Consider the following 21,381-nt stretch of genomic DNA (forward strand, 5'->3'; position numbering starts at 1 on the left):
GAATAGGTTATAGCTTTGTCGCTTACATTCTTGACGTTTTTGTTCTTAGAGAGCAGCTCCTGATCTGCCTTGGAGAAAAGTTTCTTACTCATGATAACCTCCTTAGATGCCAATACCAGTATACAAAAAGGACCCCACAGCCTAAACACTTTTTTTTTCAAGTGTTCAGTCTATGGGGTCCAGTTTAACATACCCCTCCTTCTTTCTTTTTTTGTCCAGACAAATAAATGCCAAATAGAGGGAACTTTTGGATCTATTCGGAAGTCTAATAGATAGTAATTGCAAAGAATACGAACAGAGACGAGGGAATCCGATTTTGCTGAAACGTAAAACTAGCGCATGCCAACTCCTTATGGGGTTAGCGGCGGCTTCATTATTATTTACAGGCTGTTCATTTGAAAAGGAAGCCGCTTATTCTTCTTCAGCAGCAGATGAGAAAGCTGGAGCTCCGCTGGCATCGCTGCCTGAACACCATATTTTTCTGTATGCTGGAACAAATGACACGGTAAGGCTGCAAATAGAGGATAATGAGCATGAGATGAGTTGGATTCCTACAACGCCAAGAGGAATGATGCCAGAGCTAAAGGTATATGATTTTGACGAGGATGGAAAAGAAGAGCTTGCTGTTATTCTTAATGTCGGGTCGGGAACGGGCATTAGCCTTTATGAGCTTCATGTTGTTGAATATCAATCTACGGGAGTACACGCAGGTCAAGAACTGCTGGACTACATCTTTGCGCAGGAAGACTACAAGAGAAAACTTGCAAAGGCAATTCAATTCAAAAAATCCATAAAAAACAATGAATTAATTGGACAGATTGCCCTTGATGGTCAAACGTATGAAGTAAATCTAGGTGCTTATCAAAAGGATTATGGAGAAGAGAAAATTGGTAACCAGCTTGGTTATGGCGGAATTGTACGTTTTGAAGCCGTAGAACAAGGACTAAAAATAGTCGTAGCTGTAGGTCTGGTAATAGAGGGTGTTGCAGAACCCCAGTATATTGGCGAGGTAGAAGCGAAAGTGACCTATTCTCCCGAAGGTATTTTTGCCTTGGGGGATTTTCAATTTAGAGCAGTCTGAAAATAAAGAAGGAGGGGGCAGTTTGCCTCCTCCTTCGACTTTTATTCCTATTTTTTCTTACAGCTTCCAGATGCGGTACAGAATAACCGCTGCTTCCGCGCGTGTCAGCTGGTCTTGCGGAGCAAGCTTGCTGCCGCTGCCTTGAACAACACCGGCTTTTACAAGCGCTGCTACGCTGTCTTGCGCATAGCCCGCAACGCTTGCTGCGTCGGAGAATGCGTTCAGGGAACCGCCAGCCGGCAGCTGCTTGCCGAGTACGGCAAGAGCGCGCGTGGTCAGCACCATCATGTCTTGGCGGGAGATACTGCTGTCCGGTTTAAAGGTATTGTCTTCAAAGCCAGTCGCGATGCCAAGCTGCTTCGCAACAGCCAGTTCATTATAGTAATAAGCGTTTGCCGGTACATCGCTGAACATGGCGTTATTCGTGGTAACGGTACCTTGAAGCTCAAGCGCTCTAACGAGAAGAGCGATAAAGTCTGCCCGCTTAATGGAGGAAGCAGGGGAGAAGGTGTTCTCTCCGGTGCCATTAATCACGCCGCGGGAGGCCATAGCGTCAATCGCTTCTTTGGCCCAAGGTACTTTTGCCAGATCGCCAAATGTCTTGAAGACGGATACGGCTGCATAAGTGCTGAAATGCGTCGTTTGGAAAACGACGGCTCCAAGCGTTGCGTCGTAGCGGCTGTTTGGTACCGGCGTTGCTTTGCCGCTGCCATCGATATACCAGATTACAATATGCTCCGGATGCTTCAGCTCATCCGCTGTTGGCGAATAAGGAATAGCTACCGTGACCGGAGCAGCAGGGTTGTTCCATGCGATCACATTGCCGCCCGCAACAAGGCTCAGGTCGATAACCGGACGGTTGCCGATCAGCTCGCGAGTCGCGGCATCCACATTATCAAGAGATGCTTTCGCTACCCGGATCGATACTTGATCCGTTGTTACGTTCGTGTTCGCAAGCATATTGCTTGGAATTTGAATAAAAGCGTTGGCGATTTTCGCCGTCAGCTGGTAGCCGTCTTGGCTCTTTAAGCTTTGCGTCGGCAGTTGAACGGCATACGTAGCGGCATTGGCCTGCAGCGGCACGTCAATAATGACTTGCTTCTTGCCGCCTGCAGCCGGAGCTGCTTGCTCAAGCGCTTTTTTTAGATCGTCGCCGGTAACCGTACCAACGGCATTGCCGCTAGCGGTCTGGACTTCAGGCTTCAGCGTTGTGGAGCCATCAGGATTCTTCACCACGTTGCTCGTTTGCGGTATGGAGGTACTGCCTGTGCCTCCTGTGCTTTTGCCAGTGAGCGTGAGCTCGCCGTATACCGAAGTGTCCTGGTAACCGTTGCCGGTTGTATCGTTCCAAGCGGCAACGCTGGTGCGCGCTCCGTCCGTTGCGTCATTGATTTGTACGTCAAAGCCAAGCTTTTTCTGGTTGGCAGGCGTTACAGCCGTAAGCGGAATTTTCAGCTCAACGGTGTAGCTGTTAGCCGTTTTCTTGGTTTGCGATTCGAAGCCCGCTGCAATGCTTGGCGGACTAAACGAAGTTTCGTTGTCAAAGTTAACGCGGTATTGTCCGTCATCGCTTTGATAGGAGGTTGTTTTCCCATTGTTTTGGTCCAGGAAGACCTCCACGGAATCCTGTTCCCATGCGTTGTCGTTAGCCTTGTTGAGCTGAGTGTCACTGACTTGCACAAGCACGTACAGGTTCTGATCGTCCCAGAGCGCTTTAGCGGTACCCGTTGCACCCTGCCAAGCCATCTGATAACGGTTGACCGGAATAGTCTGTGCGCTGTTCCATAAGGAGTCTACGGTGCCGTCAATAACCGGCGTACCGTATTGGGCATTTGCCTGGTTGGCATCCTTGGACTCAGGCGCATGTTCTTCCATGTATTTGTCCGGATCGATAACGCCGTAGTAGGCCGGTTTAGCCTGCAGGTTCTTATCGAACAGGAGCGGGTTGTTCTCGGCTCTCCAGCTTGTGTTGTCGTCCATGCCCCAGAACGTTACGCGTGCGATATGATCCGCATGCTCATGGTAAAGCTTGAACAACTGGGCGTACAGATAGGCCTGAGCTGTAGACAGATTTTCAGGAAGCGTGTAGTTGGTTCCTGCTGTAACGTCAAGCTCGCTTACGCTGACTTCAACGCCCAGAGATATAAATTTCTCCAAGGAAAGCTTCACGTTCTCCGGATTGGTGTTGATGTTGTAATGCCCCTGCATGCCAATACCGTCGATCAGCAGCTTGCCGTTGTGGGCTGCCGCGTAACGATCGTTAATATCTTTTACCATGTTGTAGATAGCCGTTGCTTTGTTCTGGTTGTCATCGTTGTAATCGTTGTAGTACAGCTTGATGTTCCAGCTAGGATTTTCGTCAAGCACTTCTCTTGCGGCAAGGAATGCCTGCTCCACGTAGTCCGGCCCGATGGCTTGATACCAAGGAGTCTGACGCAGCGAAGCCTTATAATCCGCCGGATTCGGCGGGTTATCATTCATGGCTTCGTTTACAACATCCCATGAGATAACCTTGTTGCCGAAATGCTTCATAACGGTCTGAATATGCGTTCTCAGATTGTCGAGAGCTTCCTCGCGTCCGAGCGGTACCGTGTTGTTATTGTCGTCTTTCTTGGTATTCAGCCAAGCAGGCGATTGCTGATGCCAGACAAGCACGTGGCCGTGCATTTTCATGCCTTCCGCCAGCACTTTGTCAACCATGGCGTCTGCTGCCGTAAAGGTAAAGTTGCCCTTCGTTGGCTGCAGGGCATCCGGCTTCATCGCATTGCCCGCGGTTACGACGTCATGATGCATTTTCAGCAGCTCAAGACGTGTTCCTTCCAGATCTTCGGCGGAGATCGCGTTGCCGATCAGGAAGTCGTTTTTATATACGTCTTTAAGCGGAGCGAGATCCTTCTGAATGCCGACAGGGCCGGACCCCGTGCTTTCAAAGCTGATATCGTCGATATAGTAGGATGCGGTTGCATTGGAGCTTTGCACGTAAATGGTCAGATATTCGCCGCCTACGCTGTTATAGCGATAGTTGCCTTGCAGCTGAACCCAGCCGTCGGCTGCGGTAATCGTTTTACTTGCCAGGCTTGGGTAGTTGGCGCTGCCGCCGTCTCCGACTTGGGAGGCGAGCTCCAGCTTGGTGCTGGTTTCAGGAGACAACAGCTTCACCCAAGCGGTCACCTTATACTCGTAGCCTTTATTCACGTACTTCTCTACGCGTAGGGAAGGGCCATGCCAGCTTGTTGTTCTGCCTTCTACCTTCAGGGAGTAGGAGCCGTCTGCCGTATGGTTAGCTTCGTTCGTAACCGTCAGAGTCTCGGTACCTGCACGGCCCGTAAAACCTCCGGTTGTTTGATCCTCAAACGTAATCGTGTTGAAAGGCAAGGCTGGAGGTCTAGTAGGTTCTTCCCCACCGCCCGAATTGACGGTCTCGGTGATCAGAATATCTCCGATGTAGAAAGGAACGGCTTTGCCTTCCTCGCTTGACTGAACTCGTAATTGCGTGCTCACGCTTGTATCGACCGTGAACTCTTTGGTCAGCGTAAAGGCGGCTCCTGCCGCGATAGCTGAGCTTGTTAAAAAGCCGTAGTTTTTGCTGTCCACTGCTTGGAGATAGGCTTGCGCGCCCGCAGGCACGGTCACATCCCCATCCACATAGCCTTTTACGGTTACGGTATAGGTTTTGCCGTTTTCCAGCCCAATGTCAGAGAATTTGAAGTCGGCTGCATCCCAGCTGTCCTTCCGATTACTTACGTACAAAGCTTTTCCGTCATCGTTGCCATCAAATACTTTGTTGGCAACTTGGGATAGTACAGCACCACCTGATTGAGTTGCTTTTCCTTTGTCGATAGAAAAGTCCTCGTGGTACACCGTTTTTGTTGTTGTGGTTGGTTGTGCCGTAATTGAAATATCGCCGATATAGAAGGGAACGGCTTTGCCCTCTTCGCTTGACTGAACTCGTAATTGTGTGCTCACGCTTGTATCCACGGTAAACTCTTTCGTTAGCGTGAAAGCGGCACCTGCCGCGATGGTTGAGCTTGTTAAAAAGCCGTAATTTTTGCTGTCCACTGCTTGAAGATAGGCTTGAGCGCCTGCAGGCACCGTCACATCCCCATCCACATAACCTTTTACGGTTACGGTATAGGTTTTGCCGTTTTGCAGACCGATGTCAGAGAATTTAAAGTCGGCTGCATCCCAGCTGTCTTTCCGGTTGCTTACATATAAAGCGCTTCCATCATTGTTGCCGTCAAAAACCTTCCCTGTTACCTGCGTCAGACTGGCACCGCCGGATTGAATAGCCTTTCCTTTATCAATAGCAAAGTCTTCGTGATAAACAACGGTTGGATTCTCTGCAGCTGCCGCAACCGGTGCAAGTCTGCCAATCGGAATCAGCAGGGCCGCCGCGAGCAGGATCGAGACGAACTTTTTCAAGGATCTACTCATTTATTGCATTCCCCTTCGAAAAGAATTTTTATTAAGCGCTTACAAAAAGTTGTGGAAGTCCCTCCTTTCCTAGAGAGATTATAGCGTGTATTAAATTTCGAGTTACTATAAGAACTAAATGACTTACTGCACTTATTTAACATTTTGTGAAAAAAAGGGGGCTGCAGGGGGGGAGCAGTTCGAGTTGGAAAGGTCGGGCATATCTAAGCAGTGAGGGAAGAGCGTGTGAGGGGGATGCGTGTTCGAGCAGGGCCCTTAACGATGCAAAAGTAGTAGAAAATGAGTGGCTTAATGATGTGCGACATCGCTAAGCCATACGAAAGGCCCGTATATCGTATCAAAACACGGTATACGGGCCTTTATTAACCGGCAAGCTTCTTCCGCTTTTCGCGGAAAAGCACTAAGAAGAGCAGCGAAGCCGTCACGTATAGGCATCCCGTGATGCTGAACGTAATCGCATAGCCCCAGTAGTAGCCGTGGGACGCGATAATATGCGATTGCACCGGGCCCATGGTGGCCCAGCCCATCATGAAGGCGGTCTGCATAACCGAGTTGGCCAGGCTTTGACTTCGGGCGGATACCCGGTTCATGAGTGTCGCGGACAGAAGCGGGTTTGCCGCGTTCATCAACGCCTGGCGAAATAAGAAGCTGACCGAAGCGACAAGCAGCATATTCGTAAAGCCGGTAATAAGCAGGAACGGCAGCGACAACGTCTGGAAGATGACGATGGCCTTCACCTGTCCGACCCGGCTGGCTAGCGTTGGGCCAATCAGCATGGAGAAGATGGTCATCACTTGCCCAAGCGAGAGCAGGAAGCTCATGCCGCTGAGCGAGATTTCGAAGCGGTTCGTGAAATACAGATTCAGGTAAGGGATTACGAGCCCGGAACCGATGCCAATCAGCAGCTCTACGGCGGCAAAAGCGGCAATGAAGCGCAGCTCCTTGTTAACCGTAACGGGCGGAGACGCTGCTGCCGGTTGGTTGCGCTGCTGTTCTGCCCCGTCGTTTGCCCGCAATTTGCTTTCCCGCATCGCCTGCAGCGGCACGAATGCCCCGATTGTCGCGATACTGCCCGCCAGCAGGACAAGCTTGAACGAGAGCAGCGTGCTTACTCCGGCATCCTGCAGCACATCGGAGATAACTCCGCCGCCAAGACTGCCGGCGACTTGGGCTGCCAAGACAAACGCGGAGTAGATGCTGAAGATGCGCAGACGGTCTTTTTTATCGATGTTGTCGGCAAGGAAAGGAATGGCCAGCACCTGAAATACGGTCGCGAAAATCCCGGTCAGAACGGCCATCGTTACCAGACTGCTCTCCGATTCGAACAGCGAACGCCCGGCCAATATGATGCCGCTGCATAAGGCGCCGATAACAAGCAGCCGCTTGCGGCTGATGCGGTCTCCAAACAGGCCAATCGGAATAAAGCAGATTGCCGTTGCGAGAGACTGCATGCTGACGACCGTCCCACTCATGGCGTCGGGGTAGCCTAGCTCGTGGATATATAAGTTGTAGAGTACCGAGAACAAGCCCGTACCGAATTGATATAACATGTTCGACAGGAAGAAGAGACGGATGCTGCGTGACCATCCTCTCCATTCCGCAGTGGTAGATTGAATGAATTTCATGATGTAGGTGCCTCCTGATGCTGTTCCAACCAACAACAATACTACCGGTCGGGCTGTAAAGCAATCGGAAATTATTGCGGATCATGATATGCTAGAGGAAAAAATTGAAGAGATGAGGGAACAAAATGCAGACGTTTGTTGTGCTGGGTTGTATTTTGATGGCTGTAGCGGTAGCCATTGGCGCGTTCGGCGCCCATGCGCTGAAGAGCCGAATCGAACCGGACAAGCTGAAGGTGTATGAGACCGGCGTGCAGTATCATATCATTCATGCGTTAGGATTAATTGGCGTTGGTCTTCTGGCGGACCGTTATCCGGATTCCGGCATCATCGTAACGGGAGGCTGGCTCCTGGCGGTGGGGATTGTATTGTTCTCCGGAAGCCTTTACGTGCTCAGTCTAAAAAGAGTACGACTGCTTGGTCCGGTTACGCCGCTTGGCGGCTTGTCCTTTATTGTAGGCTGGGTGCTCATTGCGATTGGCGTGCTGTAAAAAATGGGACAGCGTCCTGTATTCGACACTTTGCTTGCTGCTAGGTGTTTGTCTTATCATCATCGCTTCTTCGAAGTAACGCAGAGGAGGCAGCCAAGCTTCGCATGGAACATGGCTGCCGCTGCCATTCCAGACGCATCTACTCGGAACCGTTGCCAAAACGCTTTGCGTTTCGAATCCGAGCGCGCTCGATCTCGATCTCGCGATTGCGCGGCTCGGCATTCGTGACCAGCGAGCCGAGCAGCTTGCGCGCCGCCTCCGTGACCTCCTCGATCGCTAGATGGAACACTTCCTCATTCGCCTTGGACGGCGTGTTGAATCCAGACAGCTTGCGGACGAACTGGAGCGCTGCCGCCTTAATTTCCTCATCGGATGCCGGCGGATCGAAATTATACAGCGTCTTAATATTTCGGCACATAAAGCTTCTCCTTTCGGTTGTCCAGCGTTGCCTTTATGATACTATATCGACTGCGGCCGGGCCAGCCGGGTTCTTGCCGCTCCATGTTTATCGCGCCGGTCATGAAGGATGATGGGCACCAAATCTAAAAAGCCAGCCGCAAGAGGCTGGCTTTTGTGCGTAAGGATAAAGAGAGAGAGGAGATTACTCGGCTAAAGCTTCTTTCGTAATCTGTTCGATATCAATCGGGGATTTTACGCCCTGCGAGACGAGGTCGGGGAGAATATGCGCGAGGAAGTAATCGACGCAATGGAGCTTGATTTCTTTGATTTTGATCAACGCCGACCGGTACATCACGATAAATTCTTTTTCCGTGTTGCCCAGCTGCAGCTCGATAAAAGCTTCGTAGATCTGATCCAGCTTATCCGCCACTTCGAGGATTTGGCCCTCCACGGACTGGTCCTTCCCTTCGCGCAGCTGTCTGCGGAAAGTCGGTTTGAACTCCTCGGGAATATGATCGTCGATAAAATGCGCGACCATGCCTTCCTCCACCTGCAGCAGCATCGAGCGCAGCTCCATGGAGTAGTGCTTAACCGGGGTCTTGATGTCTCCGATGAAAATCTCGCCATAGTCATGACTGCTCGTAATTTCATAGAGCTTCTTCCAATCCACGGCAACGCCGTTCATTTCTTCAATATCCGCCAAGGTCTTCGCATATTGAACGACCTTCCAGGAATGCTCGGCTACGCTATGCGCTTGAAATTTAAATTTCCCCGGGCAGCGAATAATCCTCTCGAGGTCGGTTAACGACTGAAAGTACGTATGAATTCCCATAGGCTGAATTCCTTTCTTGGAATAAGGTAGTTTATATTCTGCTGCACTGCTCCAGTATATATCCCAATTGTTATTGGATCGTTAACGACATTTGGGAATTAATGTTTAAACCCGCATTTGTACAATTAATAGGGGAAAATAGTTAAATGTTTATTATGTTTTCGCGATATAGAATTTGTTATGATAATACCTAGTGCTTGTAGAAACTGATTAGGAGATAACATAATGAATACACATGGCATTCCATTAGAGGGTTTTGCGGCGTTCAGCAGGAAGGTAGCGGCGGAAGGCGCGGTGCTGCTTAAGAACGACGGACAAGTGCTTCCGGTTCGAACCGGTGAAAGCGTTGCAATCTTTGGCCGGACGCAAGTGAATTACTACCGCAGCGGAACAGGATCGGGCGGCAGCGTAAACGTAACCCATACGACAAATCTGCTGGACGGCATGCGAAGCAAGAAGAACGTTAAGGTTAACGAAGAGCTGGCAGCTGTTTATGAGAAATGGATTGAGCAAAATCCTTTCGATAACGGCGGAGGCGGCTGGGCGGCAGAGCCTTGGCATCAGAAGGAAATGCCGCTGTCGGCAGAGCTTGTATCGCAAGCTAGAAGCCAATCGGACAAGGCAATTGTTGTGATTGGACGTACGGCAGGCGAGGATCAGGACAATGCGGCAAAGCCGGGTAGCTATCTGCTTACGGATGAAGAGATCGCTATGCTGCAAGCCGTTGCGGCTCAGTTCGAGCAAACGGCGGTCGTGCTAAACGTATCCAACATTATCGATATGAGCTGGTTAAACAGAGAGGAAATGAAATCGATTCCATCCATTATCTACGCATGGCAAGGCGGTATGGAGGGTGGCAACGCGATTGTTGACGTGCTGGTTGGAGACGTAACGCCAAGCGGCAAATTAACGGATACGATTGCTTATTCGATTGACGATTACCCGTCGACGCGCAACTATGGCAATGAGCTCAACAACTTGTACGAGGAAGATATTTATGTCGGCTACCGCTACTTCGAGACGTTTGCGCCGGAGAAGGTTCAGTACGAATTTGGATATGGCTTGTCTTACGCAAGCTTCACCAGCTTGCCGGAGCAGGCGAAGCTTGCGGTCAAAGACGGGCAGGAATTTATCGAACTTGGCGTTACGGTGACCAATACCGGTTCGGTCCACTCGGGTAAAGAAACGGTACAGGTCTACTACGAAGCGCCTCAAGGCCAGCTGGGCAAGCCTGCAAAAGCACTGGCGGCATTCGCCAAGACCAAGGAGCTTGGGCCGGGCCAGTCGCAGCGGCTTACGTTAACCTTCCCGGTTCATGCAATGGCTTCCTATGATGATGCGGGCGTAACGGGTTATCCTTCCGCTTACGTGCTGGAAGCGGGAACGTACCGCATTTTTGTCGGGAACAGCGTGCGGAATGTCTCGGCGGCAGCCGTGGACGGTAAAGAAGGCTATATCGTAGACGCTCTTCAAGTGGTAGAGCAGCTGGCGGAAGCGATGGCCCCAACGGTTAACTTCTCGCGTCTGAAGCCGGGCGCCCGCAAGGAGGACGGCACGTATGAGCTGACTTCCGCGGAAGTGCCGGTTCGCAAGATTTCACTTGCGGAGCGAATCGAGAAGAATCTGCCGGCGAGCCTCGCGCAGACGGGCGACCAAGGATACAAGCTGCAGGATGTAGCGAGCGGCAAAGCAAGCATGGAGGCCTTCATCGCGCAGCTAAGCGATGAGGATCTGGCCGCTATCGTCCGGGGTGAAGGCATGTCCAGCCCGAAGGTAACGGCCGGTACGGCGTCGGCATTTGGCGGGGTCAGCGAAAATCTACTTGGCTTCGGCATTCCGGTTGCCTGCACAGCGGACGGTCCATCGGGTATCCGCATGGACAGCGGCCATAAAGCTACGCAGGTAGCCATCGGTACCCTGCTTGCAGCGACTTGGAATACGGAGCTTGTAGAAGAGCTGTATGTGCTGGAAGGGCGGGAGCTGCTCAGCAACGATATTGATGCCCTCCTTGGACCGGGTCTTAATATCCGCCGCAGTCCGCTCAACGGCCGCAACTTCGAATATTTCTCCGAGGATCCGCTGGTATCCGGAGCCTTTGCGGCAGCATGCACGCGCGGTATTATGAAAGGCGGCTCGAATGCGACGCTGAAGCATTTCGCCTGCAACAATCAGGAGCAATACCGTCACCGCGTGAACGCGGTTGTATCGGAGCGCGCGCTTCGCGAGATTTATCTGAAAGGGTTCGAGATTGCGGTCAAAGAGGGCGGTGCCAATTCGATCATGACCTCCTACAATCCGATTAACGGCCATTGGGCAGCCTCGAACTATGATTTGAACACAACGGTTCTTCGCGGCGAATGGGGCTTTAAAGGTATCGTCATGACCGACTGGTGGGCGATGATGAATGATGTTGTAGAGGGCGGCCAGGCTGACCGCAAGTACACGAACTGGATGGTCCGCTCCCAGAACGATCTGTACATGGTCGTGTCCAACTACGGCGCGGAATCCAACGTATGGGGAGACAATACGCTGGAATCGCTGGAGAACGGAATGTTAACCCGCGGAGAGCTGCAGCGCAGCGCCATGAACATCTGCGATTTTATTATGAAAGCGCCGGTATTCGGGAGAGAGCTGGTGACGGAGGAGAAGGCAGAGCGGTTCGAGCCTGACGCGGAGCTGTCCGCGCCGCAAGCGCAGTCGCTGACCGACCGTGCTCAGGTAACGTTTACGGCGGGAGAGCCGGCTGTGATGAAGGTCGAGCAAAACGGCGTATACCGGATTACGGTGCATTTGATGTCGACCGAGTTCGCGTGGGCGCAAAGCGCATGCAACGTGCTGATCAACGGCGAGCTGATGACCACCGTTCAGACGAACGGCACGGAAAGCGCCTGGATCCGCCAGAAGTTGGTGAAGGTGGAGCTCCAGGCAGGTTTATATGAGCTTAAGCTGGATTTCGTGAAGCCGGGCATGCAGATTGACTGGATTGAGTTCGTGCAGGAATAACAGCCGTCCGTATGCGAAAGGGATGCCTTTGGGCATCTCTTTTTTACGGCTTTATTTGAAATTCGTCAGCTGTCCGTGTATGGTAGAAGCAGCAGATAAGGGATATTTACCGATATCGTACAAAGGAATGGTGTGAAGTCTTGGAATTATTAATAAAAGAATTGCAGCAGATGAACATCCAGTATGCGATTAAAGGCGAGGTTAAGACCAGGCTTGCGGAGATTTTGCAGCTTCTGACGAAGGACAAGCTGAATCTGCTGGCCGGTAATTACGAGATTAAAGGACGCTCCAAGCTGAAGAAGCAGGAGCTTGCGGATGCGGTTCAAGTATCGATTATGGCTTCGGAAGAATTGAACATGGCGCTGCTCATGGCTACTTCCCAAGAGTGGGAGCTAATGCAGAAGCTTCTGCCTGTTCCATCACTGCAGGATGACACTTTGGTTCCCGGGGCATATATTTTTCTGATGAACGCAGGACTTGTCTACTCGTTCTACGAAGAGGACAAGCTGTATTACGTGTTGCCCGAAGAAGTAAAGGAGACATACGCGAAGGTTGTGAATCCGGCCTTGCTGAAAGAGCGCGAACGCTGCCAGCAGGTATTCGACTATATTCTTGCGGCCACGAATTTATATGGAACATGCACGTTTGATCAATTGATCGAGATCTATAATGCGCAGAATGAGGATCAGCTGAATGAAGCGGAGCTTGACCGCATCTGCCAATTGCTGACCCGCCGGGAGCAAAGCTGGCATGTAGAGGGCAACAGACTGCTTGCGGACTATTATGATGAGGACAATCAGGAGGAACTGGAAGAGCTGCTGGCGAGCGTTGCCGGCAAGCCCTACTATATCCCGGACAAACAAGAGTTTCTCCGTTACGCGGAATATGGCTATTATGAGGTAACGCCTCAATTGGCCGGACTCGAGAAGTATGTTCTCCAATATTTATGCCCGGAGACGGAGGTTGTCGAGGATCTCATCTCGGAGATTCAATTCGACTGCTCCATGGCAAAACCGCTCGAAGAGATCATGATGGGGTTCGAGGCACGGGGAATCGAAATTCCGTCGAGAGAGCAGCTGGAGATGGTTGTTCATCTGGTTATCAATGTCTACAACAATACCCGGATGTGGTCGAATGGCGGCTTCAAGCCTAATGAACTGGATTCGTTTGGCGTAGGCGTTGCGCCTGTCAATAACGTTGTGCCGATGCAGCAGCGTGCCGGATCGGTCAAGGTTGGCCGGAATGAGCCTTGTCCATGCGGAAGCGGGAAAAAATACAAGAAATGCTGCGGCGCTTAATCTCGCCTAGGCGAGAACACCTTTAACCTTTACGGTTAAAGGTGTTTTTGTTTTTGCCCAATGGAGGAAAATGCCAAGGTTATGTCGAAACCTAAGGAAAATTAGGGAAATTTGTAGGATGACAATTGGAATAATTAGTCGAAGGGGTAAAGACAGCATGTATATGTTTCGGAGCCGGTTAATACTGAAGTTAGCTGTGATGATATTGGCGATTCTCGTTCTTCTGTCATCTGCCTTGATCTACATTCAGGTTCAGAATACGAAGAAGGCAAGCGAGGAAGCGATCGGCAACTTCAATATTCATATGGCGAAGGCTTATGCCGGGCAGTTTGATGTAAGCGCTTATGCGGATTTTTTGAAAGACCAGCAGGAGAATGAACTGTACTGGACGATCCGGGAGCAGATGAATGCGTACCGGGAACGTATCGGGGCGATGTACGTCTATACGGTGCAGATTAATGATAAGGGAGAGCCTATTCTGCTTATCGACGGGCAGCCGAAGGATTCGGATTCCGCTTCGCCGATTGGCGAAGTAACGGATATTCCATTGGACGCGATCGGGAAGCTGAATAACGGGGAAACGGCAAAGTCCGGCATCATCCGCAATGAGGAGTACGGAGATTATATTTCTTCGTACGCTCCTTTGCTCGATGCGGGCGGTAAGATGATCGGCGTGCTTGGCATCGATACCGACGTATCGGTATCGAAAACGATCTATAAGGACGTTATTGTGGACAGCGTGCCTCTTTTTATCATTATGGGAGTGCTCACCCTACTCGTGTTCCTGTTTATTGCTTTCTTCCTGGCACGTACGCTTAGACCGCTCGGGGTTATCGTAAAAGGAGCCGAAGCGATCGCCAATGGCAATCTTGCAGAGGCGCGGCAGCAGCTTCAGGTAACGAAAGTGAAGTCGAAGGACGAAATTGGACAGGTCTATTCGGCCATGACCCAGATGATCGCGCGGCTTGGGGTTACGCTTGAGGATGTCGTCCGCGACATGGCGTTGACGACGCAAAGCATTGTTCATTCCACGGAGCAGTTCGGAACCGAAGCAGCCCAGATGGTCGCGATGAACGAGAAGCTCGAGCATTCCGTAACAACGATGGCCGATGGCGCGCGTCATCAACGAATTGGAGCGGAGGAGAGCGCCAGCTCGATGGAGGATATCACGCAGGCGATTCAGCGGGTATCCGAAGCTTCCATGCAGGTATCAAGCGTATCGCATGATGCGCTGGAGTCGGCCGAGCACGGAAGGGAATCCATTCACGGGTTGCGGCAGCAGGTCGAGCTGATGGCCTCGGTAGCCAAGCAGACGGCAGACTCGGTGGACCTTCTGCAGAGCTATATGCAGCAGATTGAGCCGGTGCTTCAGTCGATTACGAGCATCTCGGACCAGACGAAGCTGCTTGCGCTGAACGCTTCCATCGAAGCGGCTCGCGCAGGCGAGCACGGTTCGGGTTTCGCCATTGTAGCGGGAGAGGTGCGCAAGCTGGCCGAAGCGTCCGCTATCTCGGCCTCCCAGGTAACATCTTTACTGGAACAGATTGGACAGGAGTCCGTCCATATCGGAGTGAGAATGCAGGCGGGCAGTGCCGAGATGGTAAAAGGCACGGAGCTGTCGGGCCAAGTAGAAGCATTGTTTGACCGGACGATGAATCAGTTCATTCATGTAAACAGCCAGATTCAGGAGATATCGGCGGCGGCTGAAGAGGTGCTGGCCGGCTCCGAGGAAGTAGCGGCTTCGGTGGAACAGATCGCCCAGATCTCCCGCACGACCGCCGACAGCTCGGCCACGCTAGAGCAGATGTCGAAGCATCAGCTGGAAGCGGCCAAGCGGATTGCCGATACCACCGCACAGCTGAAGAGCCGCAGCGCGGGCTTGGAAGCGGCGGTAGGCAAATTTAAGCTCTAGTCTTTTCTATATAAAAGAAGAAGCCCGGCCTCTTATGGTCGGGCTTCTTCCTCTTCTTCTTCGTAATACACTTGCAGCGTGCTCAGAGAATGAACAATCCGGTCGATGACGGCTTGCGTTTGAAAGTATCTGCGGTGGGATAATGGCGTCCAGCTTAGCAGACCCGGGCACTCTACCTCGATATCCGCGGTGACGACTTTTTTATAGCGTTCGTTCAATGGCTTGATGGGATAGGCGATGACATCATCGGTGTCGTAGAAGTTCACCCACTCGCCAATCCCAAGTCCTTGAAGCGGTGGGGCGGGAACCGCAATCGGCACGCCAAAGTCCTTAAAGCGCAAAGCCCATACGGCAAGCGGGCTTCCAAGCGTATAAAAGTGAGTCAAGGTCTTGCCATGCACCAGCCTGGACTCGCTTGCCCCGATAACCTCCGAGACCTTAGGCGTCAGTTTGTTACATTGCAAGTCGTGGAAAAAGTTGCTCGATATGATAGACCCCAGGCTGTGAGAGATAATGCAGAGCGGAGCATCTTGTCCCGCGAGATCGGACAGGCGCTGCAGGCATACGGCAAAACGCCGGTGAATCTCGTCATATATATAATCATCGGGTGAAGGATCATTGTCGCGGGGGACAGCCTGATAGGCAATGGCTTCGCCCAGCTGGTTAACGAAGAAGGGTCTTAACCGCATCCATTTGGCCCAGCGCAGCGGCTTGCCCCGAATTCGGCTCCATAACCTTTCCTCCAGCCGGTTCACAATATCTCCCCAATAGATGCCTTCCACATACAGCTTTACGCTCGGATTCACAATAGCCATCTGGGCACACAGATTGTTGGCCAGCTCGGCATGGAAATTCTCCCTGCTCTGTCCGATCCCATGTATGACAGCAACGGCAATTTTCACGGGGACAACCCCTTCCTATGCGTAGATCATACATTAATGTATTCGCATACATTCGCTTTCGTCAAAGCTAGAGCCCTGCTAGATACGGGAAGATGATGCCTTCCTATGGGCGCTTAAAGGGATTTACGTTGGTGATAGAGGAGGGCGGTGGGCTGAGGTGGAACGGAGAATGGCTTATGCCCGAATGGGTTTTTTACGCTACGCTGGATTTCATCCAGCGTAGCGTAGGTTAAATGTATCGCAACCCGTCTACATTGGATTCCGTGCAGTAAAATTCGCTTATATCGCCCAGTAAACTCGCTTTTGGATGATTACGCTGGAATGAATCCAGCATAGAGGCTTGATAGCAGCGGAATAGCACAATATTACTGAAGAGATTCCAACGTACGCTGCGGTGAGGTGTTGTTGGTTGCAGGTTAAGGTCCTTAAGGGACCTTAAAAAAGCCAAATAGCTGGCCAGATAAGAGGATAAAGTCCCTGAGGGACCTTAAAGTCTGCTGAATGCAGCAAAACCCGCCGATATTCGGCCGCTACAGGGCGGTTAAGGTCCCTAGGGGACCTTAAAAAAGCCAAATAGCTGGCCAGATAAGAGGATAAAGTCCCTGAGGGACCTTAATTTCTGCCGAATGCAGCAAAACCTGCCGATATTCGGCCGCTATAGGGTGGTTAAGGTCCTTAGGGGACCTTAACCTAGCGAAATAGCTGGCTAGATAGGAGGATAAGGCCCCTTGGGGATCTTATCCATACCAACTCCAAACGATAAGACCCTGCCAGGGTCTTATGCAATCTAAAAAAGTCATCAGGTAGCTCGATAGGGGATCAGCAGGGTCTTATTTCAAGCGAACCGTTAGTTAAGGGAGTGAAGTCGGCCGGGTTACCAGACGATAAGACCCTGCCAGGGTCGTATCCAATTGAAAAAAGCCATCAGATAGCTCGATAGGGGGCTTGCAGGGTCTTATTTCATATTTCATTCGGATATAGTGCATGCGGGGTGACTTGAGCCTGCTTACATTTTCCCGAAGAAGCTGATCACGAACTCGCGGAAACGGACCGCTGCTTGGGACAGGTAATGCTTCCGGTTCCAGGCGATGCCGAAGGTGCGGCGGCAGACCGGGTCCGAGATCTTGAGCTGCACGGTACCCGGGCTGGATGCCCGGTTGCCTAGCGACAGCGGTAGGGTAAAGGTGATGCCAAGACCCATCTCGACAAGCGTCTGGATGGAGCTGACCTCTTCAAGCTCGAAGGCGATCCGCGGCTCGAAGCCGGCTTTCCGGCAGAAGCCGTCCGTAATTTCGCGGAAGTTGGAGCGGGAGGAGAGCGAGATAAACGGCTCGTTCGCCGCTTCAATCAAGGAGATGCTTTCCCGAGAAGCGAAAGGATGCCCTTTTGGTACCGTCAAGCAGAGTTCCTCTTCCGCAAGGGTAAGCCACTCAATGTCGGGTCCGTTCATTTGGGTGGTTGAAATGCAGAAATCGATATCCGCATTCTCCAGCTCGCTAAGCATGTCCGAGACGGAGCCAAGCTGATGCTGGATAATCCGGACATGCGGATGCTGCGTCAGAAATTCCTTCAGCATCATGGGCAGCACATAAGGCAGCGTAACGGAGATGGACACGGTGCCATGCTCAAGACCCGCCATATCCGTAATTTCGCGCTCGCCTTCTTCCAGCTCAAGGAAGGCTCGTTCGACGCGTTTGAGATAAGTCTTGCCGAAGGCATTCAGCTTCACATGCCTGCCTTGCCGCTCGAAGAGAGGCACGCCAAGCCGCTTCTCCAGCCGGTTGATGGAGTTGCTGAGCGACGGCTGCGAGACGTTCAGTTCCTTCGCGGCTTTCGTAATATGCTCATGCCGGGCGACGGCTTGAAAATATTTTAACTGGAGAAACTCCAAGCGGATCACTCTCCCCTATATAACTTCCATGTGATGATTTCATTATAAAATAAGTATTATACTTTATAAATTTGAGATTTTATAATGATTCAGCATATACAGAAAGTTTCAAAACAGGGATTGGAGAGCGTTGACCTTGCTAAGAGAGAAAATCTGGACGAGAAACTTCGTCACTATTTGCGTGAGCAGTTTTTTCATGTTCCTGACCTTTTACGTCCTGACGACGGCGTTTCCGCTGTATGTCCGGGATAGTCTGCACGGCGGCCAGCAGCAGATGGGTCTTGTCATTACGATTTATGTCATCGGCGGCGTGCTGATCCGGCCGTTCTCCGGCCAGTGGGTCGACCGCTTCGGCAAACGAAAAATGGCGATTATCGGGATGGTTATTTTCCTGCTCGCCTGCCTTAGTTATTTCGGAACAAAAGGCATTATTCTGTTCCTTATTGTCCGCTTCATTCACGGCATGAGCTACGCGGTTGCCTCAACGGCGATGAGCACGGTTGCGGCAACGATCGTTCCCGTATCCCGGCAGGGTGAAGGAATGGGCTATTATACGATGTTTATGAGTATCGCGATGGTCGTGGGTCCGGCGCTGGGGCTGTTCCTGTGGAAGGACCAGAATATTAACGTGCTGTTGCTAGCGATAAGTATCATTGCGGCATTGTCTCTTGGCTTCGCCTTTGTGCTGAAGATGCCGGGCGAAAAAGGCCTGAAGACAGCGGCCGTTCAAGCCGCTGCTGCAACCGCCGATCCAATTGTCCAGGAGCAGCCGGCGAAAAAAGGCTGGCGCCTGAGCAGCTTCCTTGAGCCCGCGGCACTGCCGATTTCGCTTGTGGGCTTTATTCTTTCTTTTGCCTATAGCTCTTTATCCAGCTTTATGGCCTCGTTTACCGATGAGATTCACCAGTCGCAAGTGACGGGCACCTTCTTTATGGTGTTTGCCGTGATGATCGTTGTTTTCCGGCCGGTTATCGGCAAAGTATTCGACCGTTACAAGGAGCATTATTTGTATTATCCGGGCATTGGCCTGTTTGCGGTGGGCATGTTCCTGCTGAGCCAAGCGCATTCCGCGGCTATGGTATTGTTCGCCGGCGTCATTATGGGGATCGGCTATGGCGCCTTGCTTCCGTGCTTTCAGACGCTTGCGATCAAGCTGTCGCCGGAGCATCGGCGGGGCAGCGCCAACGGCACGTTTTTCCTCATGTTTGACCTTGGTTACGGGCTAGGCTCGTATTTCATGGGGATGATCGCATCCCTGACGGATTACCGGATGATGTACCTGGTGGCGGGCATTATAGCTGTTATTTGCGCCGGAGGTTACTACATTCTTCATCACCGCCCTCGGGCAAGAGAAGCTGTTCGCACTCAGCAAGCAGATGTTGCGTAAGGCAGGGGATAGACAAAAGAAGAGGCCATGACGGGCCCGATGCAAACGGAAACGGACTAGCGCAACACGAGCGCTAGTCCGTTTTTGTTTGTTCATTTTTCGCCTTTTTGAGCTGGTTTCGCTCGACATGGACTTTTCCCCACTGATGCAAGGACTCCAAAATCGGAGACAGGCTTTTGCCGTATTCCGTGATGGAGTATTCCACTTTCGGCGGTATTTGCGGATAAATGACTCGTTTAACGATTTCTTCCTCTTCCAATTCGCGCAGATGGAGCGTAAGCATCCTTTGGGTGATATCGGGCAGCAATCTTCTTAGTTCATTGAACCGCAAAGGTTCGCCTTGAAGCAAATGATAAAGGATTATCGGCTTCCATTTGCCTACGATCGAATCCAGCGCCGCAACGAATTGACATTGGACAGGATTCTTTTGCATACCGTTCGCCTCCTCCGTTTACAGTACCTTTTTTAATACTATACTACAATATTGTGCGTACTTAAAATAAGTGATTATATATATTATCATCTACCTAGCAAGGTATTTCATTTCACAACAGAAGGGAAGTTTCGAATCATGGCAACAATATTGTACATCACCGCACACCCCCTTGATCCAGAGCAATCCTATAGCCTCGCGGTAGGCAAAGAATTTATTGAAGCGTATCGCAAAGCAAATCCAACGGATGAAGTTATTCATTTGGATCTGTATAACGAACATATTCCGCAATTTGATGCTGATGTTTTGAGAGGCTGGGAAAAGCTTCGGTCGGGTTCCTCTTTCGATCAGCTGACGGATGGTGAGAAAACAAAGACAGCCCGTCTTGAGGAGGTTGTTGATCAATTCGTGGCAGCCGATAAGTACGTCTACGTGTCCCCGATGTGGAATTTCACGGTTCCGCCGGTTTTGAAAGCATATACGGATGCGACTTCAATTCCGGGCAAGACTTTCAGATATACCTCGAGTGGTCCCGAAGGCTTGTTAACCGGTAAAAAAGCGTTACACATTCAAGCTAGCGGTTCCGTGTACTCGGAGGGTCCTTTAGCTCCGCTTGAAATGGGCTACAGCTATCTGAGAAAGATTTTACAGTTCTATGGGATTCAATCCATGGAGGCCATTTTTGTCGAGGGAACGGCGTTACAATCACAGGAGCAAGCACCCGCTATCAAAGAAAAAGCAATCGCGCATGCTAAAGAGGTCGCCAAACGCTTCTAATAGGTTTGATTTCCTAATAAAAAATCCCCACTTAGGTGGGGGTTTTTATTTCGTTTCGGCGTCCTCGAGCTTGCGATCCTCACTGTACAGCTCGTTCAGATGCTGGATATGCATGGTGCCCCATGCATTAATCGCTTCCAGGAGAGGGGTCATTTTCATCCCGTATTCGGTAATCGAATATTCGACCTTTGGAGGGATTTGCATATAGATTTTCCGGTGCACGATGTCGTGGTATTCCAACTCTCTGAGCTGAGAGGTCAGCATCTTTTTCGTAATGTCCGGCAGCGCCCGTTGGAGCTCGCTAAAGCGCATCGTGCCGTTGGTGAACAGCTGATATAAAATAACAGGCTTCCATTTGCCGACTAAAATTTCTAATGCGGTCTCCACCCGGCTGCAGTTTTCGTCTGCCATAATTCCTCCAATCCCAAGCGGGGCTTAAGGTTTCTTTTTGGATACTAGGTTTATTTGAGGTGCCTACTTCCGCACCTTAACCCTTGGGTTTATTATATCGCTATAAACAACACGTTATCAAGGAGGACCTATCTTATGAATATTGCATTGTGGATCGCGCAAGCATTGTTAGCTTTAATGTTTATTCCGGCAGGCGTCATGAAAACCTTCCAGCCTAATAAAGTAAAAAGCACGATGCCTTGGGCAAAGGATGCTTCTACGGGCTATGTTGCTTTTATCGGCTTGTCCGAGCTGCTTGGCGGATTGGGATTAATTCTTCCGTGGGCAACCGATATCGCGCCGGTACTGACGCCAATCGCGGCAATCGGAATCGCGGTCATTATGCTGTTTGCCGCCGTATTCCATGCCAGACGCGCGGAATACAGCAGCATCGGGATGAACATTATTATGCTTGCCGTGGCTTTGTTTGTGGCAATCGGCCGTTTTTAAGCGCGCCGAATGAAAGAAG

Annotated in this window: 16 protein-coding genes; 8 read left to right on the forward strand and 8 right to left on the reverse strand. The window is 51.2% G+C overall.

All coding sequences use genetic code 11. The features are described from left to right. Positions 1 to 316: 316 nt before the first annotated feature. Complete coding sequence (locus tag WFJ73_RS26000; protein ID WP_336775859.1) at positions 317 to 1,081, forward strand: hypothetical protein; 765 nt, start codon at positions 317 to 319, stop codon at positions 1,079 to 1,081. A 57-nt stretch (positions 1,082 to 1,138) separates the two neighbouring features. Here the strand turns inward: WFJ73_RS26000 and WFJ73_RS26005 are convergent, their stop codons facing one another. Both WFJ73_RS26005 and WFJ73_RS26010 read right to left on the reverse strand, forming a co-directional pair. Beyond that, complete coding sequence (locus tag WFJ73_RS26005) at positions 1,139 to 5,515, reverse strand: endo-1,4-beta-xylanase (RefSeq protein WP_336775860.1); 4,377 nt, start codon at positions 5,513 to 5,515, stop codon at positions 1,139 to 1,141. A 362-nt stretch (positions 5,516 to 5,877) separates the two neighbouring features. Further along, positions 5,878 to 7,140: an MFS transporter gene (locus tag WFJ73_RS26010; protein ID WP_336775861.1), complete on the reverse strand. Its 1,263-nt coding sequence runs from the start codon at positions 7,138 to 7,140 to the stop codon at positions 5,878 to 5,880. A 125-nt stretch (positions 7,141 to 7,265) separates the two neighbouring features. Between WFJ73_RS26010 and WFJ73_RS26015 the strand changes: the two genes are divergently transcribed. Further along, a complete protein-coding gene (locus WFJ73_RS26015) occupies positions 7,266 to 7,628 on the forward strand; it encodes a DUF423 domain-containing protein (RefSeq protein ID WP_336775862.1) in 363 nt (120 codons plus the stop codon). A gap of 139 nt (positions 7,629 to 7,767) precedes the next feature. On the opposite strand, the gene WFJ73_RS26020 is transcribed toward WFJ73_RS26015, so the two are convergent. Both WFJ73_RS26020 and WFJ73_RS26025 read right to left on the reverse strand, forming a co-directional pair. Further along, the gene (locus WFJ73_RS26020) at positions 7,768 to 8,046 is read right to left on the reverse strand and encodes a DUF2277 domain-containing protein (protein ID WP_336775863.1); all 279 of its coding nucleotides are present in this window, start codon (positions 8,044 to 8,046) and stop codon (positions 7,768 to 7,770) included. A 183-nt stretch (positions 8,047 to 8,229) separates the two neighbouring features. Next, on the reverse strand, positions 8,230 to 8,859 hold the full coding sequence (locus tag WFJ73_RS26025) for a YfbR-like 5'-deoxynucleotidase (RefSeq protein WP_336775864.1): 630 nt from the start codon (positions 8,857 to 8,859) through the stop codon (positions 8,230 to 8,232). A gap of 225 nt (positions 8,860 to 9,084) precedes the next feature. Here WFJ73_RS26025 and WFJ73_RS26030 point away from each other — a divergent pair, with 225 nt between their 5' ends. The 3 genes from WFJ73_RS26030 to WFJ73_RS26040 all read left to right on the forward strand — a co-directional run bounded on the left by WFJ73_RS26030 (position 9,085) and on the right by WFJ73_RS26040 (position 15,072). Further along, positions 9,085 to 11,862, forward strand: coding sequence for a glycoside hydrolase family 3 C-terminal domain-containing protein (locus tag WFJ73_RS26030; RefSeq protein WP_336775865.1), 2,778 nt, complete (start codon positions 9,085 to 9,087; stop codon positions 11,860 to 11,862). Between the two features lie 140 nt (positions 11,863 to 12,002). Then, positions 12,003 to 13,160 carry a YecA family protein gene (locus WFJ73_RS26035; RefSeq protein ID WP_336775866.1) on the forward strand — a complete coding sequence of 386 codons (1,158 nt, stop codon included), beginning with the start codon at positions 12,003 to 12,005 and terminating at the stop codon, positions 13,158 to 13,160. 157 nt (positions 13,161 to 13,317) lie between these two features. After that, positions 13,318 to 15,072, forward strand: a complete 1,755-nt coding sequence (locus WFJ73_RS26040) for a methyl-accepting chemotaxis protein (protein ID WP_336775867.1) — start codon at positions 13,318 to 13,320, stop codon at positions 15,070 to 15,072. A gap of 32 nt (positions 15,073 to 15,104) precedes the next feature. On the opposite strand, the gene WFJ73_RS26045 is transcribed toward WFJ73_RS26040, so the two are convergent. Both WFJ73_RS26045 and WFJ73_RS26050 read right to left on the reverse strand, forming a co-directional pair. Continuing rightward, positions 15,105 to 15,974, reverse strand: a complete 870-nt coding sequence (locus tag WFJ73_RS26045) for a chemotaxis protein (protein WP_336775868.1) — start codon at positions 15,972 to 15,974, stop codon at positions 15,105 to 15,107. A gap of 1,006 nt (positions 15,975 to 16,980) precedes the next feature. Next, positions 16,981 to 17,865 carry a LysR family transcriptional regulator gene (locus WFJ73_RS26050; protein WP_336775869.1) on the reverse strand — a complete coding sequence of 295 codons (885 nt, stop codon included), beginning with the start codon at positions 17,863 to 17,865 and terminating at the stop codon, positions 16,981 to 16,983. Between the two features lie 136 nt (positions 17,866 to 18,001). Between WFJ73_RS26050 and WFJ73_RS26055 the strand changes: the two genes are divergently transcribed. Next, positions 18,002 to 19,252, forward strand: a complete 1,251-nt coding sequence (locus WFJ73_RS26055) for an MFS transporter (protein WP_336775870.1) — start codon at positions 18,002 to 18,004, stop codon at positions 19,250 to 19,252. 73 nt (positions 19,253 to 19,325) lie between these two features. On the opposite strand, the gene WFJ73_RS26060 is transcribed toward WFJ73_RS26055, so the two are convergent. Further along, positions 19,326 to 19,685 carry a winged helix-turn-helix transcriptional regulator gene (locus tag WFJ73_RS26060; protein ID WP_336775871.1) on the reverse strand — a complete coding sequence of 120 codons (360 nt, stop codon included), beginning with the start codon at positions 19,683 to 19,685 and terminating at the stop codon, positions 19,326 to 19,328. 138 nt (positions 19,686 to 19,823) lie between these two features. On the opposite strand from WFJ73_RS26060, the gene WFJ73_RS26065 reads away from it, so the two are divergent. Continuing rightward, on the forward strand, positions 19,824 to 20,462 hold the full coding sequence (locus tag WFJ73_RS26065) for an FMN-dependent NADH-azoreductase (protein WP_336775872.1): 639 nt from the start codon (positions 19,824 to 19,826) through the stop codon (positions 20,460 to 20,462). A gap of 45 nt (positions 20,463 to 20,507) precedes the next feature. Here the strand turns inward: WFJ73_RS26065 and WFJ73_RS26070 are convergent, their stop codons facing one another. Further along, positions 20,508 to 20,873, reverse strand: coding sequence for a winged helix-turn-helix transcriptional regulator (locus tag WFJ73_RS26070; protein ID WP_127497302.1), 366 nt, complete (start codon positions 20,871 to 20,873; stop codon positions 20,508 to 20,510). A 135-nt stretch (positions 20,874 to 21,008) separates the two neighbouring features. Here WFJ73_RS26070 and WFJ73_RS26075 point away from each other — a divergent pair, with 135 nt between their 5' ends. After that, positions 21,009 to 21,362: a DoxX family protein gene (locus WFJ73_RS26075; protein ID WP_336775873.1), complete on the forward strand. Its 354-nt coding sequence runs from the start codon at positions 21,009 to 21,011 to the stop codon at positions 21,360 to 21,362. The last annotated feature ends 19 nt before the right edge of the window (positions 21,363 to 21,381 follow it).

It is taken from the genome of Paenibacillus sp. MMO-58 (assembly GCF_037146255.1).
Classification (GTDB): domain Bacteria; phylum Bacillota; class Bacilli; order Paenibacillales; family Paenibacillaceae; genus Pristimantibacillus.

Coding starts and splice junctions, on each gene's coding strand:
- WFJ73_RS26010 (WP_336775861.1), bottom strand. CDS start 7,140: ATGAAATTCATTCAATCTACCACTGCGGAATGGAGAGGATGGTCACGC.
- WFJ73_RS26060 (WP_336775871.1), bottom strand. CDS start 19,685: ATGCAAAAGAATCCTGTCCAATGTCAATTCGTTGCGGCGCTGGATTCG.
- WFJ73_RS26020 (WP_336775863.1), bottom strand. CDS start 8,046: ATGTGCCGAAATATTAAGACGCTGTATAATTTCGATCCGCCGGCATCC.
- WFJ73_RS26040 (WP_336775867.1), top strand. CDS start 13,318: ATGTATATGTTTCGGAGCCGGTTAATACTGAAGTTAGCTGTGATGATA.
- WFJ73_RS26070 (WP_127497302.1), bottom strand. CDS start 20,873: ATGGCAGACGAAAACTGCAGCCGGGTGGAGACCGCATTAGAAATTTTA.
- WFJ73_RS26015 (WP_336775862.1), top strand. CDS start 7,266: ATGCAGACGTTTGTTGTGCTGGGTTGTATTTTGATGGCTGTAGCGGTA.
- WFJ73_RS26025 (WP_336775864.1), bottom strand. CDS start 8,859: ATGGGAATTCATACGTACTTTCAGTCGTTAACCGACCTCGAGAGGATT.
- WFJ73_RS26005 (WP_336775860.1), bottom strand. CDS start 5,515: ATGAGTAGATCCTTGAAAAAGTTCGTCTCGATCCTGCTCGCGGCGGCC.
- WFJ73_RS26030 (WP_336775865.1), top strand. CDS start 9,085: ATGAATACACATGGCATTCCATTAGAGGGTTTTGCGGCGTTCAGCAGG.
- WFJ73_RS26065 (WP_336775872.1), top strand. CDS start 19,824: ATGGCAACAATATTGTACATCACCGCACACCCCCTTGATCCAGAGCAA.
- WFJ73_RS26075 (WP_336775873.1), top strand. CDS start 21,009: ATGAATATTGCATTGTGGATCGCGCAAGCATTGTTAGCTTTAATGTTT.